Source organism: Streptomyces sp. NBC_01257 (genome assembly GCF_035917255.1).
Classification (GTDB): Bacteria; Actinomycetota; Actinomycetes; order Streptomycetales; family Streptomycetaceae; genus Streptomyces.
In genome coordinates this window covers 7,454,222-7,471,596 of record NZ_CP108472.1, presented here as the reverse complement: position 1 = coordinate 7,471,596, position 17,375 = coordinate 7,454,222, and the positions used below count along the sequence as shown (strand labels likewise).

Genomic DNA, 17,375 nt, shown 5'->3' with positions numbered 1-17,375 from the left:
CTTCTCGTACAGGGGAAAGACGCCAGGGCGCGGATCAGCATGCGCTGAAACGCGCGTCACGTTGCACAGGGCGCCAGCCCGGCCACCCGACAGCGGGCGCCCGGTTCGCCGGCGCATCCACCCGGTCGCCGCGCGTCTGTTCACTTGTGCAGACGACTTCCTAGCCAAGGCCCCTTTACATGCACATATCACGATTCTCAGATGCTTCCGGTGAACGTCCGGGTCGCCGCTCCAGCACGGCTGTCCGCCGATGGGACCTGTGGGCATTGGCAGCGAGCTCCTTGACGGCCCTGGGTGTGGGACTTGCCTCCGCATCGAACACATCGCAGCACCGGTGGGGACTTGCCGCTGCTGTCGCCTATGCCTGTGCCGCACTGGTGTCACTGGGTTCCCGTGTCCAGTGGTCTCGCGTGGTGGCCCTGATCGGCGTCGTCGGCGCGCTGGCCGTTCCGCTGGTATGGCTGACCGCCGTGGGCCTGCAGCAGATGGAGGTCGGCGTCGTCGAGCGGTCCGCCCAGCACTTCCTGGAGACCGGCACCCCCTACCTCTCGCATCCGGTCGCGGTACGTGACTTCAACCCCTACCTGCCCGGCATGGCCCTCTTCGGGCTCCCCCACGCGCTGTTCGGCGCAGGAATGTTCTCCAGCGCCCGCCTGTGGAGCCTGGCCGGGTTCGTTGCCGCGCTGGCCGCTGCCGTGGCCGTACTGGTCAAGGGCCGGCCGCAGGCCCGACGCACGGCGGTGACGGGGGCGGCGTGGATAGCGGCCTGCCCCGTGGTGGCACTGCCGCTGGCCATAGGCGGAGTTGATCCCGTGGTCGTGGCCTTCGTTCTTCTGGCCTTGGCATACGCACACCGGGGCCGTTCCATGGGTGCGGGTCTGGCACTGGGAGCGGCAGCCATTCTCAAGTGGACCGCGTGGCCGGCCATACCGGTCATCGTCGTCCTCCTGGCCGCGACCAAGGGATCACGCGCGGCCAGGACCGCGGCTGCGGTGGCGGTCGCAGTGGCGGCGTTGGCGGTCGTGCCGCCGCTCCTGACCGATCCACATGCCTTCGTCGACAACGCGGTGCTCTACCCCTTCGGACTGAGCGATACCGCCTCGACCGCCGCCAGCCCGCTCCTGGGCGCCCTCCTGTCTGCCGTGCTGCCCCACGGAAAGACCATCGCCGTGGCTCTGATAGGCATCGGTGCCATTGCCGTAGCCATGTCGCTCATCGTTCAGCCGCCGAAGACCACGGCGGCCGCCGCCCATCGGCTCGCGCTCGGCCTCACCATCGCCATCCTGCTGTCTCCGGCGACCCGCATCGGCTACGCCGTCTACCCCCTCACCCTTCTGATCTGGGCCCGCTGCACCACCCTGGCCAGGCCACAGCCCGCCCCGGAACCGACACCGGACCTGGGCGCCAGCAGTCCAGTGCTGCCCCGGCCGTAGAGCGGCTCCGAGTGGGCGGTTCGTGCGGCTTTGAGTGGTCTTGCTGTCGCCTGATGGTGTGGTGGCGGGGCGGAAGCTGATGATCACCGTGCGGAAGGACCGACACCGCTCGGTCAGCGGCCACGGGGGGGCGCCCACGAGATGCGGGAGATCGCTAACGCACGCGCCCGCCGATCAGGCGCAGTCTTCGGATCTCCTGTTGTGGGTTGGGTGTTGGGTCCAGGTGGAGTGGAGCTGTTCAGCCGTGGGCGGGCCGTCTGGGATCTCACTGATCAGATGGTCGATGCCCGGGTTCGGTCCGTGGCCCGGCCGGGCGAACAAGCTGATGACCAGATCGAATTCAGCGCCGACCACCACAGCCTGCCCCTCACCGTCAGGGCGGGCCCAGAAGTGCCCGCCCAGCCATAGCCGCGGCCTGACCTCCTTCCACGGTGTCCGCGGGTCGGGTACACCCCGGCCGTATCCTCTCGGACGCTCCTCTCCGAGGGCCCAGCGGCACAGTCAGGCGACCGCCGCCCCTGCTCGATGCACTGTCGCCGTGTCCAGCGCGGGTTCAGCAACCACCCCCACGACACACTGCCGGCGTCTCATAGAAACGGACCGTCTCGACAGCAAGCGAACGGGAACGTATGTCCGGGCTGACTGATCTGCTCCGAAACTCCCGCAGGACACCTTCTCTTCGCCCAGCATTGGACCATGGACATGGTCGACTTGGGTGCGGTCGCAGCCCTTCTCTCCGTTCCCACTGCCGTAGTTGCGGCATGGTGGACCAAGCGCAGCGCACAAGGCGCAACTTCTGCTGCACTCCTCGCCGGGCGCATCCAGGCGGATGCCGCCATCGCAGCGGTGCAGACCCAGAGCTTCCTCGACCGGGATCAGCAACGGCACATTGCGCTCGGCAGCGCGTGCCTGGAGTTCCTGAGCGTCTCCGACGCCCTGGTGGGTGTCGTAAAGCGACTCCCGAATCTCGATAGCAACGAACGCCAAGCACTCGTGGCCAAGCACGCCGTCCCGGTGGAAACGCGCTACGCCTCACTGGAGCTACTCGCACCTCCCGCTCTCCTTGCAGCGGCAGAATGCCTTCTCTCGCAATGCCGCCTCCTGGAACGCTGCGCTCTCGATCGCGCGGTATTACGCACGACGATCAGCGCGCTGGAGGCAGGTTGGTGCCCCGGCGACCCGGAAGACTGCACCAACGACAGTCATGGCACGGCGTACGTAGCCTGGGAATTGATCGTCGATTGGGCACGCAAGGGCGAGGACGAACGAAGGAATGACCGGGGTCTTCTGGACTACTGCCTCCGCGACAGCGCCACCCTCACCGACATGCAGGTAACTCAGACTCTCCGTCTGGTCGACCGCTGCCCATCCATGTGGGACCAACTGATCGGTGGATGGGTTCGGGACCCCCTCATCGAGCAGGTCGAATCCCACCGGAAGGACTTCGTCGCTGCGGCCCGCGCAGCCAGCTTCACAGCGCCGCCGGGCACTCAGCCCAGAGACCTTGAACGGTCGAGTTCTCCGCCTCGCCGCAACTGCGCGGCGTGATGCATGGGGCAGCAGCTCAGATGCTTCCCCGGAGCACTGGGGCGACAGTCCTCGTACGGCTCGCCGGACTCCCTGCGGTAGCGCCGTAGATCTCCGTACGATGCATGCGAACGGCGTCGCACAGCGCCTCGGCTCCAGGGGGAGACTTGCATCAGGCCGCCATCGTCTTCGTGCACGGTCTCTTCTCATCGCCGACCACCTGGACCCCCTTGCAGCAGGAGATGTCGGAGATCCCTGCAGTATCGGACGAGTACGACTTCCTGTTCTTCGAGTACGCGACGCGACCCGTGACCTGGAATCCGTTGCGGCGGATGCCGGATCTCGACACGATCGCGGAGAGCCTCCGTGGATTCATCGGGGACCTCACCACCGGGTACGAACGGGTAGCCCTGATCACGCACAGCCAAGGCGGGTTAGTCGCCCAACGGTATTTTTCCCGCATGCTGTTGGCGGGTCGCGGGCGGGAACTCGCCAAGATACGACGGCTGGTGATGTTCGCCTGCCCCAACAACGGGTCCGACCTGTTCCTGCTGGCCCGCAGGGGACTGATCCCCATGACCAGGAACAGCCAGGAGCGCGAGCTCAAACCGCTTCAGACCTCGGTACTCGAAACTCAGCGCAGGGTGATCGACGGAATCGTCCGTGCCTCGGAAGTCGCAGACGCCAGTTGTCCGATCCCGATCGTGGCCTACGCAGGCGAGAGCGACAACGTGGTAGTCCCCTCCTCGGCCGCAGGGTTCTTCCCCGAGACGGGGGTGCTGCCAGGCGACCACTTCTCGGTCATCAAGCCCGGAGGTCCGAACAGCCGGCTTGTCCACGCCGTAGGCAAGGAGCTCGCACGGGCCCTCGCGGAACCCTTCCCCGTCGAGGCGCACCCCGAGGCCGACATCCCTCATCGACGCAGGCCGGCGCACTTTGCAGCCGACGTGCTCACGGAACGCGAAATGGCTGGACCGATCAACATACCAACCGGTGCGCCCGGTGGACATGTGACCGCGCTCTACCTGCACGGCGGCCCGGTGGAGCAACTCAGGAACGTGGATATCCTGGTGTCATCGGAGAACACCTATCTCCAGATGTCCCAGTTCTTCAAGCCGTCGACATCCGGCAGTCTGCGACGGGCAGCGGCGGAGAAGAGCGGCGGGGGACAAATCCTCGAGGACGTGGCCGGTGATCACCTCGCTGCGTGGCTTCGCAGCCACGGCAGCCTCGGACTCCCCGTAACCGGCGGAACCGTTGCGCCGACACCTGCGGGTGCACTGTCGAAACGAAACGTGCAGCGTATCTATCACGCAGCCATCGCCGCCCCCATTTCGGGAACGAACAGTTACGGCATCGACCCTCAGTCGATCCCCAGAGCCGTGCACAACATCTTCGACCTGGCCCGTCAGGAACGTGACGAGCAGGGCCTCGCTCTCTCATCCATCTGCTTTCCTCTCTTCGGGGCAGGACGCGGGGGGATGAGCGTCTCGGAGAGCTTCGAGTTGATCTGGGAACCGCTGATGAGCGAACTCGCCGAAGACCCCAGCTGGAGCATCCACTTCACCACCCGCCGAAAGACGATCTTCGACCTGCTCCACGAGAGGCTTCGCGCCAAGAAGCGCGCCTACGAGCAGATCGCCCAGGAGCGCGGGTGACCCTGCCGGAAATCCTGTCTCCGCATGATGCGGTCTGTATGAACCACATCAGCGACACACATCTGCGCCGCCACCTCAGCCCGATGATGACCGCCTCTCACTGCTCCTTCTGCACTACGCACTCGCTTCGAGACGGACCCGTGGCCGTCGGCATCCACCTCCTTGCGCGCCGTGTCCTCGACGCAGTCCAGGACAAGTACGAGCACACGCATGCGCCCGAGGGGGGCATCAGCACTGCGGCCGCTGTCGAAGAGGTCTGCCGAGGCGCCGTCGAGCCCCGCGTGACGCTCCTCATACGGAAGTGGGCCGAACCCGCGTCGTGGAAGCTGCGGGAAGTTCCACGACAGCACGCCGCTTACGCCCACTGGACCGGCTTTCGCCAGCAGGTCAGTCACCAGAGACGATTCACCCTGCTCACCGGAACCGGACGGCATGATGCGCCTTCGCCCCTGGCCATGCTGGACGAGGTGTCCGCGGTCGTCGACCGGGTGGGACTCGTTCGCACGCTGCCCGCCGGACACCAGGTGTGGCGCGGCCGCATGCGCGCCGACGCGGCCCCACCGAACTATGCCGCGGCAGACATCGGCTCGACGCCGCCCGCACGGGCCACCGCCAACCGGATGAGCCCCGCAGGCGTCTCAATGTTCTACGGATCTGCGAACGTGGAAACCGTCCTCGCGGAGATATCGGCACACGATCTCAGGCCCTACGCAGCCGTGGCAGCATTCGAGCTGATCCGTCCGGTCTCCGTGGTCGACCTGGCGGTCGTACCCTCCGTACCGAGCTGGTTCGACCCCGACCGAGGAACCATGACCGGCCCAGTTGAGTTCATCCGGTCCTTTTCGGACGACCTGAGCCGTCCGGTGGCCCGGGACGGGCACGAGCACCTCGCCTACGTCCCCACCCAGGTACTGACTGAGTACCTCCGCTACCTCTCACCACTCAGCGTGGACGGGATCAGCTTCCGCTCGGCACACAACGGTGGTGTCAACTACGTACTGTTTACGGGTCCCGAAGGCTGCGTTGACCCCGGAGCCGAAACTGCTCAAGCGATGCTTCGCCTTCAGCAGGGCACCGAACGAGTTGTCGAGCGTTCGAGCGTCTAGCAGGTCGCTTGCGAGCCGCTCTGACTCATGGCCGCCGAGCCCGCTGTTCCCCAACATTCGTTCCCTTCTTACTGATCACGGCGCTGGGCGCGCCGAACGCGAGCAACTTCCACGGTCGTCACCGCCCGTCCGGCCAGCCGGCGTTCTTGGTCTCCCCGGGCCGGCACCCGGTGGTTCAGGCGGACAGCCCGGCCCGGAGGCGCTGCCGCAGCACGGTCCTTGGAGGGCCCACAGCCAGTTCCGGCCTCGCTCGGACGAAGGAATGGGGCTCCAGGAGACCCGCTGAGTCGGCAGCTGTGACTGACTGCCAGTGAACGTTGTCAGCGTCGAGCCGGCCAACTGGGTGACTGATGTCGTGCCGATGGTGCGCAGGAGCCGTGCCCACACCCAGGCCCCAGGGTCTCTCGATCGTACGAAGGATCGGAATCGACCCGCCAACAAGGTAAGCAGCGTTTGAGTGGGCCTCTGAGCGCTCAAGTTGGCCGTCGAAGCGGTGTTGTAAACCCTTACTCGTCAGTGGAACCAGACGACGAGCCGGACGTTCTCGGGGCCATAGAGCTTGGCAAGGGTGTGCATCACTGCCCAGACCGGACCCCAATGGGTCGTGTCTCCTGCCACGTCCTGTCGGCTGAGCGAACCTGAGCTGTTGGTCTCCTGCCAGTCGGCCGAGGTCAGCTCCGCCCAGGTGATCCACGTAGTGCCGTAGACATCATCGGGTCCGCCGGCCGCGGCGAACATGGCGCGGACTCCGTTGGACGAATCCTCCGGCAGGCCGCGGTCCTCCGCCAGCGGACGGAAGCCGAAATAGTTGCGGACGCCGAAAAGACAGGCCAGGGCGTCGTAGGCATTGCCGGAGTTGAGGAGCCAGACGTCGATGGCGGACTGCCACACGGAGTCCTCGTCATCAGAACCCCAGAGATGTGCCCCCGGGTTGCACTCAACCATCCCGCTGAAATCGGTAGACATGCAGGAAGTCTGCTGGCAGGGACGGGATCCGTCTTCCAATTTTCGCAACGCAGCCAACGGCCGATGTGTTGGTTGGCGGATTCTTCCCTCAGGGCTCCTCGGAGCCCGTCTCCTGCCGCATCGTTCAAGAGACCGATCATTTCGCAACGACCTGGCAAACAGGCTTCTCCTGGGCGGACGGTTCCGCTGTCGTCGAGTTCCCAGAGAGTGCAATCCGACGAGAATCCTGCACCTTCGACCTTGAGACCTTCGATCTACGTGATCATGGACAACCTCTTCGCCCACAAAGGCGCCAAGATCCGCCGGTGGGCGTGGAAGACCAAGGTCGCGCTGTGCTTCACCCCGACGAACGCCTCCTGAGCCAATCCGATCGACGCGCACTTCGGTCCACTGCGGCAGGTCACCCTGGCCAACTCGAACCACCCCAACCACACCGTTCAGCCCCACGAGCTGCACCGCCATCTGCGCTGGCGCAATACCAAAGCCCGTCACCCCGACCTCCTGGCCGCCCAACGCCGCGAACGAGCCCGCATCCGCAGCGAGAAGGGTCTCCGCTGGGGCGGTGGGCCGTTGGCCGCGGGCTGAGATTTCCCGCCATGACGGCCTATTCGGCCATCTCCTCGGGAGGAAGACGAGTGATCTTCTTTCCCGCTTCGGTCTCGACCAGGGTCAACGCGCCAATCCAGTTCCCATCTTCGGGATACTCCCAGTTGGCCGCGTCTTCGAGAATCGCCGGAAGCTGATCACGAGGCACCAGGTCACCGGGCTGGACGCCGTTCTCCCCGGCGGGGGAGGTCCACGGCGCGAGTCGGCGGACCTCGATCCACCCACGATCGATGAGAGCGAGCAAGATTCCCGCCAGCTCGTTGACCGGTCGAGACTGGTCAGGTTCGTCGAGATCGCCCCAGACACCAGGCAGGATGTCGATCTCGTAGGAATTGACCATGAATGCTTCTTCAGACTTGGTCAATGCGTCCCACTCCTGCTTGCTCACCCAGCAATCGTCGCAGAGCCGCTGAAGGTGCGCGTTGCTCATGATCGATTGGGCCTGGCTTGCGTCGGCGATACCGAAGAGCACGGCGAAGGACAGCCCGGTGCCCTCCTCGGTCCGGTCGACCTGACCCGCCAGGCTGCCGCTGCCGTGGACGAAGTAGCCGTACAGGCCCTTGCCGGGGATCCAGAGGTGCTGGTTGATCCTCGCCTTCAGCGTGTCGGCGGCGGAGCTGAGCGCGTCGGCCTCGCTGCCGGGCCTGCCAGGGCCGCGGCCATCAGCGCGGCACTGCGGTAGGCGGAGTAGTACACCGCGTTCGTGCTGAGCGCCATGATCGACGAGGTGCCCGAGTAGTCCCCGACGAACCCGCCGTGGCTCTCCGTGCTGTCGGCCGGCGGCGCCGGGTAGCCCGCGATGCCGTCGTTGAAGAAGGACGGCCCCTGGAACAGGCCGAAGCCGCTGTTGAAGTTCTGCCTTCTGCGGACGTCGAGCGTGTTGACGGCCACCTGGTAGGCGTTGCTGAGGAAGCTCCGGTCGCCGGTGGCCAGGTAGTGGTTCCAGGCGCCGGTCATCCAGATGACCTGGTCCCACTGCTGGTTGTCCTGCTGCACGATCAACTTCTCGTCGGGCTGCTTGACCACCGCCGCCCACAGGGTGTTCGCGGCCTGCTTCGGCTCCAGCAGCCTGGCCGCCTTCCAGGTGTTCACCGCCGCGTCCCGGGTCCACGGCTGGTCGTAGCCGCCGCCCGCCCTGACGAACTGCCGCGGATTGTCGGTCATCAGCCCGGAGGAGTTGTAGACCGCCGGATCGTAGGTGACGGTTTGGTGTGGAGCAGGTTCGTCAGCGCCTTGCTGTAGGCCGGGCCGAGCTTCGCCTGGGTCGCGGCGTCGGCGAAGGCCGGCGTCGGGCGAGGCCACCACTCGCGGCGGCCGCCCTCCCGGCCGACGCCCCCGTGCCGGTGAGGGCGGCTGCGGCCAGGACCAGCGCGACCGCTCCGGCAGACAGCTGGAACCCGTGCTGTCGCGGTCGCGGACGGAGCCTGCGGACAAGTCTCGACATCATGTACCTCTCGCGATGATGGATCACGAACCCGGAGCGAAAGAGCGCCGGGAGCCGGACAGCCTTCGGTGGGGGGGGCAGGTCGGCACGCGGGGCGGACAGGGCGGCACAGGGCCGGCTCAGGAAGGGAGATTCCACTTCTGGTTCGGTCCGTTGTTGCAGTCCCATATGTCGAGCTGGGTGCCGTTGGCCGTGTTGAGTGCGGGGATGTCGAGGCACCGGCCGGACTGGGGGTTGACGAGGGTCCCGTTGCTCACGTTCCACTGCTGGTTCGCGGCGCCGTTGCAGGTCCAGAGGTTCACCAGGGAGCCGTTGGCGGTGCCGTTGCCGACCACGTCGAGGCAGAGTCCGCCGGTCCTGACGGAGCCGTTGCCCACGGTCCATTGCTGTGCTGGAGAGCCGTTGCAGTCCCAGATGTCCACGACGGCACCTGCGGTGGTCGACGCGGTGAAGTCGTCCAGGCACTTGTTGCCGTTGAGGACCGAGCTGATCTGTCCCGCGCCGCCGTTGGGGGGATTGCCCGTGCCGGGGGTGATGGACAGGTTGTCGAACTGGTCGGTGCGGTAGCCCTGGATACCCAGGCCCGCCTGTCCTGTCTGGAAGGAGCCGTCGCTGACCGACCCGAATTGGTTGCCGTCCAGCTTCGCGGTGATCTGCGAGCCCTGGAAGGTGAGCGACAGGTTGTGCCACGTGCCCGTTCCCAGGGCGGTGGTGGTACCGGTGGCCAGGGTGTGGTTCGAACCGTCCGTCAGCATCTTCTCGATCCACCACTGGCCGGTGTCACGGATGCGGAGGTAGTAGGCATTCATGTGTGACTGCGGACGCAGCTGAGTGTTGGCCCGGCCCAGAAGCTCGGTGGTGCCCGCACCGCGCAGGAACACGTCGGAGCTGACGGTGTAGTTCGACCAGCTCGGATCGCCGATCAAGGTGTACGAGTCGGAGTCGTCCTGCCACTCGATCGGCTTGACCGGAGCCATCTGCTGCACACACTTGCCCGCACGGCCGGCCGCGCAGGGCTGGACCTCGAACGAGCCCTGCATGTCGGACATGTACATGGCCTGAACGTTGTCGGCGTAGCTGTCGAAGTTGTCGCTGTACGGCAGCGCGAGCGAGTGCGCTGCCGGGGCCGTCGCGGTGCCCTTTCCCTGTCCGCCGAGGGTGCTGACCGTGTACACGTAACCGGGCTGCATCGTCAGCGAGTAGGAGCCGTTGTTCGGTGTGATGTCCTGGGTGTGGATGAAGGACGTCGCTTCGCCGGGGTTGTTGACGTTGGTCGCCCACACGTGCACGGTGCCGGTCGACAGGCCGCCCCGGACGGTGAAGTTGGCTGTCTGGGACCCGTTGGACGTCGTGGTTTCCAGGATCGTGGAGTAGTCGGGGCCAGTGTTCGACTTGACGGTGACGTAGGTGCCGTTGTTCTCGTCGCCGCCCAGGTAGCCCGAGGCGGAGTCGATGAACTTCCATCCGGGCTTGGTGAACTGGGTGACCTGGGCGGTGGCCCAGGTGCTCGCGCCGATCTGGTAGTTGCCCGACCAGGGTGAGTTCGCGGTGGCGAGACCTACCGTGTTGTAGGGGAGGTTCGGGTAGATCGCGGCCATCAGCGGCCAGTTGAAGTAGCTGGTCATCCTTGCGTCGGTGTAGCCGCGGGTGATCGCGCGGATCAGTGCCGGGGCGCCCGTGTTCATGTCCTGCGAGCCGTTTTCGCTGTCCCACAGTGGCTTGCCGTTGTTCTTCGCCGCGGTGCTGCTGGAGCAGGTCCTGGCGTCGCCGCCGTCGCCCCCGTTGCAGGAGTAGTGGGCGCCGATGATCGAGACGGCGTCGTTGAACGCCTGGTTGTTCGCCATGTCGTCGGCCACGCCCCAGCCGCTGTCGTCGGCGACGAGCTGGACGCCGGAGTACCCGGCGTTGTTCAGTGCCGAGCGCAGCTGGATGAACCAGTTGACGTCGTGGCCGCGTTCGTTCCAGCCGCCGAGGTACTTGATGTCCAGGTTATGCTGCTTGGCGCAGTTGAGCCAGGAGATCAGGTAGTTGATGGTGTCGGTGGACCAGAAGCCGCCGCTGATCCAGCCGGGTGCGGCCCAGGCGAGCCCGTACAGGCCGATGTCGGGGTTACGGGCCTTGGCCTGCTCGGCGAGCCAGAACTCGTAACCGGCATTGCAGTTGATGGTGCCGCGCGAGTGCTCGATCGACGGCTCCGATCCGTCGGTGGAGTTCGCGTCGCCGCCGATCTCCAGTTTCAGGAGCTGGAGGTTGGCGCCGTAACCCGGCTTGAACATGTAGTCCAGGATCTGGGACCGTTGCGCGGCCGGATAATCCGTCAGCAGACGGGAGTTGCCGCCACCGCCGCTGATGGCGCCGATGCCGTCGAAGGTCCGGCCGCTGTGGGCTCCGTCCACACCGATGGACGTGGTCGCGGCCTGTGCGGGGGCGGCGCTCACCGCCAGCACGGCAGCGAGGAGGGTCAGCACCCATAAGGGGGCGAGTCTCCGTAGTCGCTTCATCATCGACATCCTTCTTCCGGGAGGACTTCGGTCAACGCGGTGCGGTATTCGTTTCCGGGCCCACGCCCTCGACCGGCATGCGGACGTGAACAGGGCGGCGACCAGGACCTCCGCCGGCGCGGGCGGTTCGAGCCGTGCCACGCATCCCGACTGACAACGTTGTCTAATTGGAGTCGATCCGTCTCGGTGCAGCCTTCATGGGGACTCCCGAGAGTCCTGCCCAGGATGCAGGGGTATGCATGGGCAGCCGGGGAGAGCGCTCTCTGAAGCTAGCCAGCCAGCATGACCGCGTCAACGGTCTGGACATGTGGTCGGATCAATCGGAAGCCTTCCCTGACCCATGGCTCCCGGCGGCAGCACATCCTCGCGCCGGCCGGGTCGGCGGCCCCCGAGCGGCGGGAGTGCCGGATTCCATCACCCGCCACCTCGCTACGGGTCTCGATGACCGGTGCCGCACGGGCACGGGGGGCGATGTCCGGGCTTCCGGAGCCGGCGGCCGTCGCCCGCCGGAAAGCCAACACCCTTTGCTCCGACGTCTGTTGGTCTCTGTTCGCGATTTCGGTCGATTGCGTTGACAAGTGTCGCGACCCTGCCCTTTGCTTTCGGGGATTCACCCCCACCGGTCCGGTGACAGCCGAGCTGTCCGTACCTGGAGCCGCAACGATGAAACGATGGCGCACCTTCCTCGCAACCTGCCTGCTCTTCCTGGGACTCGCCGCACCGACCACCGCCGCGCAGGCCGCCCCGGCCGCGGCCGCCGATCCTGCCTCCCTGGTCAATCCGCTGCTGGGTACCTCCAACGGGGGCAACACCTTCCCCGGAGCCGACACCCCGTTCGGCATGGTCTCGTGGAGCCCCGACACGAACTCCCGTCCACCCGGCGGCAACTACGCATACTCTGACAACGTTGTCACAGGTTTCAGTCTCAACCACATCTCCGGACCCGGCTGCGGCGCGATGGGCGACATCCCGGTCCTGCCCACCACCGGCGGCATCGACGGGAACGCGACCGTCGGCTTCTCGCACGGCAACGAGACGGCGAGCGCCGGCGCGTACTCGGTCAACCTCGACAACGGGGTCAGCACCGAACTGACCACGACCGCGCGCTCCGGCATGGCGCGCTTCACGTTCCCGTCGACCACTCAGGCCAACCTCCTGTTCAAGCTGAACGCCGACAAGGCCACCAATCTGCACTTCAACAAGGTGAGCAGCACCGAGGTCAGCGGCTCCGTGGACGCCGGCCTCTTCTGCGCGTCGGCCCCGTCCTACACCGCGTACTTCGACATGGTCTTCGACCGGCCGTTCACCGGCACCGGCACGTTCGACGGGGGCAATTCGGTCACCTTCGACACGACCGGCAACCGCACGGTGCAGGCCAAGGTCGGCCTGTCATACGTCTCGATCGCGGGTGCCACGGCCAACCGTCAGTCGGAGAACCCGGCCTGGGACTTCGGCGGAACCCGGACCGCCGCGCACCACGCATGGAACGACGTGCTCGGCAAGATCGCTGTCACCGGCGGCTCGTCCGACCAGCAACAGGTCTTCTACACCTCGCTCTACCACTCGCTGCTGCACCCGAACCTGCTCAGCGACAGCGACGGGAGGTACTGGGGCTTCGACAAGAAGGTCCACACGGTGTCCGGAGGCCAGAAGGCCCAGTACGGCACCTACTCCGGCTGGGACATCTACCGCACCCAGGCGCAGCTGGAAGCCCTGGTCGCCCCCGAGCAGGCCAGTGACAGCGCCCAGTCGCTGGTGAACGACTACGCGCAGGCCGGATTCTTCCCGAAGTGGTCACTGAACTCCGCCGAGACCCAGGTCATGAACGGCGATCCCGGCCCGGCGATCATCGCCGACTACTACGCCTTCGGCGCGCGGAACTTCGACACCGCGACCGCCAAGGCGGACATGGTCAAGGAAGGCACCACCACCAACCCGATCCGGATGGGTTTGGACCTGCAGACCAAGTACGGCTACCTGCCGTCCGACGGCTCCTACCCACGGGACTTCTACGGTTCCGTGGCCACGCTCCTGGAGTACAGCGCACAGGACTTCGCGACCTCCGCCTTCGCGGGCGCCCTGGGAGACACCACCACCCAGTCGCAGTTCGCCAACCGCGCACAGGACTGGAAGAACACCTTCAACGCCTCCACCGGCTTCATGCAGCCCAAGCAGCTCAACGGCTCCTGGAAGCCGGGATTCGACCCGACCAGCAGTGACCAGTTCGTGGAGGGGACGTCCTGGCAGTACACCGGGGCGGTGCCGCACAACATCCGCGGGCTGGCCGATGCCATGGGCGGCAACAGCAAGTACGTGAACTACCTCGACAGCGTGCTGTCCGAGTTCAACGGATCCGGCGGATCGCACGCGGACCTGGGCAACGAACCGTCCATCGAGCTGCCGTGGGAGTACGACTACGTGGGCCAGCCCTGGGAAGACCCAGAGGATCGTCCGGCAGGTCCAGGACCGGCTGTGGCCGAACGACCCGGCGAAGTGGGGTGTCGGAAACGACGACCTGGGCACCATGAGCGCCTGGTACGTCTGGTCCGCGATGGGCTTCTACCCCGAGACCCCCGGCACCTCCGACCTCGCCCTGGGCAGCCCGCTGTTCACCCACGTGGACGTGACGCTGGGCAACGGCCGGCACATGGTCGTCAACGCTCCACAGGCAGCCGACAACGCCCCCTACGTCCAGAGCGCCACCCTCAACGGCGCCAACTGGAACAACGCCTACCTGCCCGCCGACTTCGCCACCGGCGGCGGGACACTCGACCTCGCACTGGGCACCGGCGCCAACACCGGATGGGCCACCGGGGCGTCCTCCGCACCGCCCTCGTACAACGGCGACGGCGGTGCCAAGCCCCCGGGGCCGCCTGTGGCGCCCTCGGGTCCTGTGACGTCGGCGAACGGCGGCAAGTGCCTGGACGACGACACCGGGTCGACCACGAACGGCAACAGGATCCAGATCTGGACCTGCAACAACTCCGCCGCTCAGCAGGTCACGGTGACCGCGGACGGGTCCCTTCGCGTGCTGGGCAAGTGCGTGGAGGTCACGGGTAACGGCGGGGCCGCCAACGGCACGCTGATCGAGCTGTGGGACTGCAACGGCGGCAACAACCAGAAGTGGACCTACAAGGCCTCCACCGGCGCACTGGTCAACCCCCAGTCCGGCCGCTGCCTCGACGTACCCAACGCGAGCACCGCCGACGGCACCCAACTGGAGATCTGGGACTGCCACGGCGGGAACAACCAGAAATGGAGCCTGCCCTCCTGAAACCGGGGCGCTCCCCCGCCCCGCGCGATGGCACACCCGTGCACACGGGTGTGCCATCCAGGACACCGATCACATGACCACCGCGAGCAGTCCGCGTGCCGAACGTCGGCGCGGGCCATACGACACACAAGCCAGAGAGCGCTCTCCTCCCTTGATGGAGCGCCTCTGCCGTGACGAGAGGTTTTGGGAGTCCATGAAGTCACAGAGGTCACAGAAGTCACAGAGGTCCACCTCGGTAGCTCTGTTCGTGCTTATGGCCACGCTGTCCTCCCTTTCGGTCGGCGGAACATCGCCCGCCGCCGCGGCGCCCGCTGCCGTGTGCAACACGTACTGCGACGCGCGGGACCCGGCGTCAAGCACCCAGGACCGCGTCCCCGTCACCGCCTCGGTGGCCGGGAGGTCGATCGCGCTGCACTTCGACGACACCGACGCGATGGGCTGGGCTTCCATCGACAACGGCGGCTCCGGTGACCACGTGTGGCTGGACCGGTCCATGGACGGCGGCCGCACCTGGGCCTCCGGCAGCCGGCTCGGCGACACCGCCGTGCCGTCCGGAGGGACCGGCTGGCGCACTCAGATGTACAACGTGGACGACTGGAACACCCGGGGCGTCGGGGCCCTGCGGGCGTGCGGGCAGCCCGCCGGCGGGGCCATCGCGTGCACGCCCTGGGCGCGCACCACCTGGAACGCGGGCAGCCGGAGCACCGCGGCGGCCACCGCGCTCATGATGTCGTTCGACCGCAGCAGCAAGCTCTTCGGCGGCAACGGCTGGTGGACCGCGGCCAACGCCCTGACCGCGGTCATCGACAACAGCCGTATCAGCGGGATGGGGAGCTACACCTACGCCATCGCCGAGACGTACGACAAGAACATCGGCGCGCAGGGCGGCCAGTTCCGCAACGAGTACCTCGACGACACCGGGTGGTGGGGGCTGGCCTGGGTCGACGCGTACGACGTGACCGGCGACAGCCGGTACCTGGAGACCGCGCGGGCGGACGCGGACCACATGCAGGCGAACTGGAACGACACCTGTGGCGGCGGGGTCCGCTGGAGCACGAACGGGAACTACAAGAACGCCATCACCAACGAGCTGTTCCTCCAGCTCAACTCGGCCCTGCACAACCGCATCCCGGGCGACACCACGTATCTGGACCGGGCCAGGAGCGAGTGGAACTGGTTCCGGAACAGCGGCATGATCAACGGCGACCGCATGATCAACGACGGTCTCACCGACGCCTGCGCCAACAACGGCCAGCCCACCTGGACCTACAACCAGGGCGTCATCCTCGGTGCGTTGACCGAGTTCCACAAAGCCACCGGGGACTCCGGCCTCCTGACGACGGCACGGAACCTGGCCGACGCCTCCACCACGCGGCTCGAGACGGACGGCGTCCTGCGCGAACCCGGCGAGGGCGACAGCTGCACGGGAGACGGCCCCAGCTTCAAGGGCGCCTACGTACGCGGCCTCGGCACGCTCAACCGCCAACTGTCCGACCACCCCTACGCCCCGGCCCTCACCCGCTGGGCGAACAGCGCCTACGACCACGACCGCAACCCGCTCGACCAGTACGGCCCGCACTGGAGCGGCGGCAACGGCACCAGCGACTACGGCTGCCAGCAGAGCGTCCTCGACCTCCTCAACGCCGCCACGGGCTGAGAAGGCCCGCTCTGAGACATCCACACTCCATCTGATGAGGACTGGCCATGAAGAAGAGATCCTTCGCAACTCTCGCCCTGATTTCGGCTACCGCAACCGGGATGCTCTGGGGCGGCACGCTGCCCGCTGCGGCGGCGGCGCGGGCCGCGGCACCGGGCGAGCAGTCTGTCGCCGCGGCCTCCGCGTTACGTGTCATGCCCCTGGGTGACTCGATCACTGACGGCCTCGGGAGCAGTACCGGAAACGGCTATCGAGGCCCGCTCTGGGACGAGTTGAGCTCCAAGGGCTACTCGCTGGACTTCGTCGGCACGTCCCGGGCCGGCTCCATGGGGGACCCCGACAACGAAGGCCACTCCGGCTGGCGGATCGACCAGATCGCCTCCATCGCGGACGCCTCGTTGTCCCGCTACCGGCCCAACGTCGTGACCCTGATGATCGGCACCAACGACCTGGGGCAGAACTACCAGGTGCCCACCGCGCCGGACCGGCTCAATTCCCTGATCGACCAGGTGGTGGCCGACGCCCCGGACGCGACCGTACTGGTCGCGTCGCTGACCGTCTCCACGAACCCCACGATCGAGGCGAACAGGGGCACGTTCAACCAGCGGATCCCGGGGATGGTCCAGGCGAAGCAGGCAGCGGGCAAACATGTCCGCTACGTCGACATGGGCGCTCTGACCACCGGCGACCTGGCCGACGGGCTGCACCCCAATGACGCCGGCTACCGGAAGATGGCCGACGCCTTCGACACCGGCATCCGGGCCGCGGACGACGCCGGCTGGATCGGCGAACCTGTCCGCACCGGCGGTCAGGTGAGATCCGCGATCGCCGGCAAGTGCATGGACGTCAACGGCGGCAGTTCCGCGAACGGCACCCCCGTTCAGCTGTGGTCCTGCAACAACACCGACGCGCAGTGGTGGACGGCAGGGTCCAACGGAACGCTGCGGGCACTGGGCAAGTGCCTGGACGCCACAGGCCTCGGCACCGCCAACGGCACCGAGGTGGAGCTCTGGGACTGCAACGGCGGAACCAATCAGGTCTGGGAGGCCTACAACGGCGGCTACCGGAACCCGGCATCCGGGCGCTGCCTCGATGACCCGGCAGCCTCCACCACCGACGGCACGCGGCTGGTGCTGTGGGACTGCAACGGCGGCCCCAACCAGAAGTGGACGGCCGTCTGACCGCGTGGCGCCGCGTTGTCCC

Annotated in this window: 11 protein-coding genes and 3 pseudogenes; 10 read left to right on the top strand and 4 right to left on the bottom strand. The window is 66.8% G+C overall.

The annotated features are described in order from the left end of the window. Positions 1–410: 410 nt before the first annotated feature. The 4 genes from OG408_RS32585 to OG408_RS32570 all read left to right on the top strand — a co-directional run bounded on the left by OG408_RS32585 (position 411) and on the right by OG408_RS32570 (position 5,724). The gene (locus OG408_RS32585) at positions 411–1,433 is read left to right on the top strand and encodes a glycosyltransferase 87 family protein (protein WP_285573916.1); all 1,023 of its coding nucleotides are present in this window, start codon (positions 411–413) and stop codon (positions 1,431–1,433) included. A gap of 696 nt (positions 1,434–2,129) precedes the next feature. Beyond that, positions 2,130–2,981, top strand: coding sequence for a hypothetical protein (locus OG408_RS32580; protein ID WP_326673411.1), 852 nt, complete (start codon positions 2,130–2,132; stop codon positions 2,979–2,981). 146 nt (positions 2,982–3,127) lie between these two features. Continuing rightward, on the top strand, positions 3,128–4,618 hold the full coding sequence (locus OG408_RS32575) for an alpha/beta fold hydrolase (RefSeq protein ID WP_326673409.1): 1,491 nt from the start codon (positions 3,128–3,130) through the stop codon (positions 4,616–4,618). Continuing rightward, complete coding sequence (locus OG408_RS32570) at positions 4,615–5,724, top strand: RES family NAD+ phosphorylase (RefSeq protein ID WP_326673408.1); 1,110 nt, start codon at positions 4,615–4,617, stop codon at positions 5,722–5,724. Before OG408_RS32575 ends, OG408_RS32570 begins: the two co-directional genes overlap by 4 nt. A 513-nt stretch (positions 5,725–6,237) precedes the next feature. Here OG408_RS32570 and OG408_RS32565 read toward each other — a convergent pair. Next, entirely contained in the window at positions 6,238–6,690 is a 453-nt protein-coding gene (locus OG408_RS32565; protein ID WP_326673406.1) for a hypothetical protein, read from the bottom strand. Positions 6,691–6,942: 252 nt separating this feature from the next. Between OG408_RS32565 and OG408_RS32560 the strand changes: the two are divergent. After that, a pseudogene (locus tag OG408_RS32560) lies at positions 6,943–7,275 on the top strand (transposase); the annotation flags it as partial. A gap of 19 nt (positions 7,276–7,294) precedes the next feature. Here OG408_RS32560 and OG408_RS32555 read toward each other — a convergent pair. The 3 genes from OG408_RS32555 to OG408_RS32545 all read right to left on the bottom strand — a co-directional run bounded on the left by OG408_RS32555 (position 7,295) and on the right by OG408_RS32545 (position 11,208). Then, entirely contained in the window at positions 7,295–7,684 is a 390-nt protein-coding gene (locus OG408_RS32555; RefSeq protein WP_326673404.1) for a hypothetical protein, read from the bottom strand. 209 nt (positions 7,685–7,893) lie between these two features. After that, complete coding sequence (locus OG408_RS32550) at positions 7,894–8,460, bottom strand: hypothetical protein (RefSeq protein WP_326673402.1); 567 nt, start codon at positions 8,458–8,460, stop codon at positions 7,894–7,896. Between the two features lie 399 nt (positions 8,461–8,859). Then, positions 8,860–11,208, bottom strand: coding sequence for a ricin-type beta-trefoil lectin domain protein (locus tag OG408_RS32545; RefSeq protein WP_326673400.1), 2,349 nt, complete (start codon positions 11,206–11,208; stop codon positions 8,860–8,862). A gap of 315 nt (positions 11,209–11,523) precedes the next feature. Between OG408_RS32545 and OG408_RS32540 the strand changes: the two are divergent. From OG408_RS32540 to OG408_RS32525, 5 genes and pseudogenes are all read left to right on the top strand, one after another. Next, positions 11,524–13,617, top strand: a pseudogene (locus OG408_RS32540) (GH92 family glycosyl hydrolase); the annotation flags it as partial. 70 nt (positions 13,618–13,687) lie between these two features. Next, positions 13,688–13,966 (top strand): annotated as a pseudogene (locus tag OG408_RS40220) (glycoside hydrolase domain-containing protein); the annotation flags it as partial. A gap of 150 nt (positions 13,967–14,116) precedes the next feature. Beyond that, positions 14,117–14,515 carry a ricin-type beta-trefoil lectin domain protein gene (locus OG408_RS40215; protein ID WP_442806085.1) on the top strand — a complete coding sequence of 133 codons (399 nt, stop codon included), beginning with the start codon at positions 14,117–14,119 and terminating at the stop codon, positions 14,513–14,515. A 253-nt stretch (positions 14,516–14,768) separates the two neighbouring features. Beyond that, positions 14,769–16,172: a glycoside hydrolase family 76 protein gene (locus tag OG408_RS32530; protein ID WP_326673399.1), complete on the top strand. Its 1,404-nt coding sequence runs from the start codon at positions 14,769–14,771 to the stop codon at positions 16,170–16,172. Between the two features lie 47 nt (positions 16,173–16,219). Then, the gene (locus tag OG408_RS32525; RefSeq protein WP_326673398.1) at positions 16,220–17,353 is read left to right on the top strand and encodes a ricin-type beta-trefoil lectin domain protein; all 1,134 of its coding nucleotides are present in this window, start codon (positions 16,220–16,222) and stop codon (positions 17,351–17,353) included. Positions 17,354–17,375 lie beyond the last annotated feature (22 nt).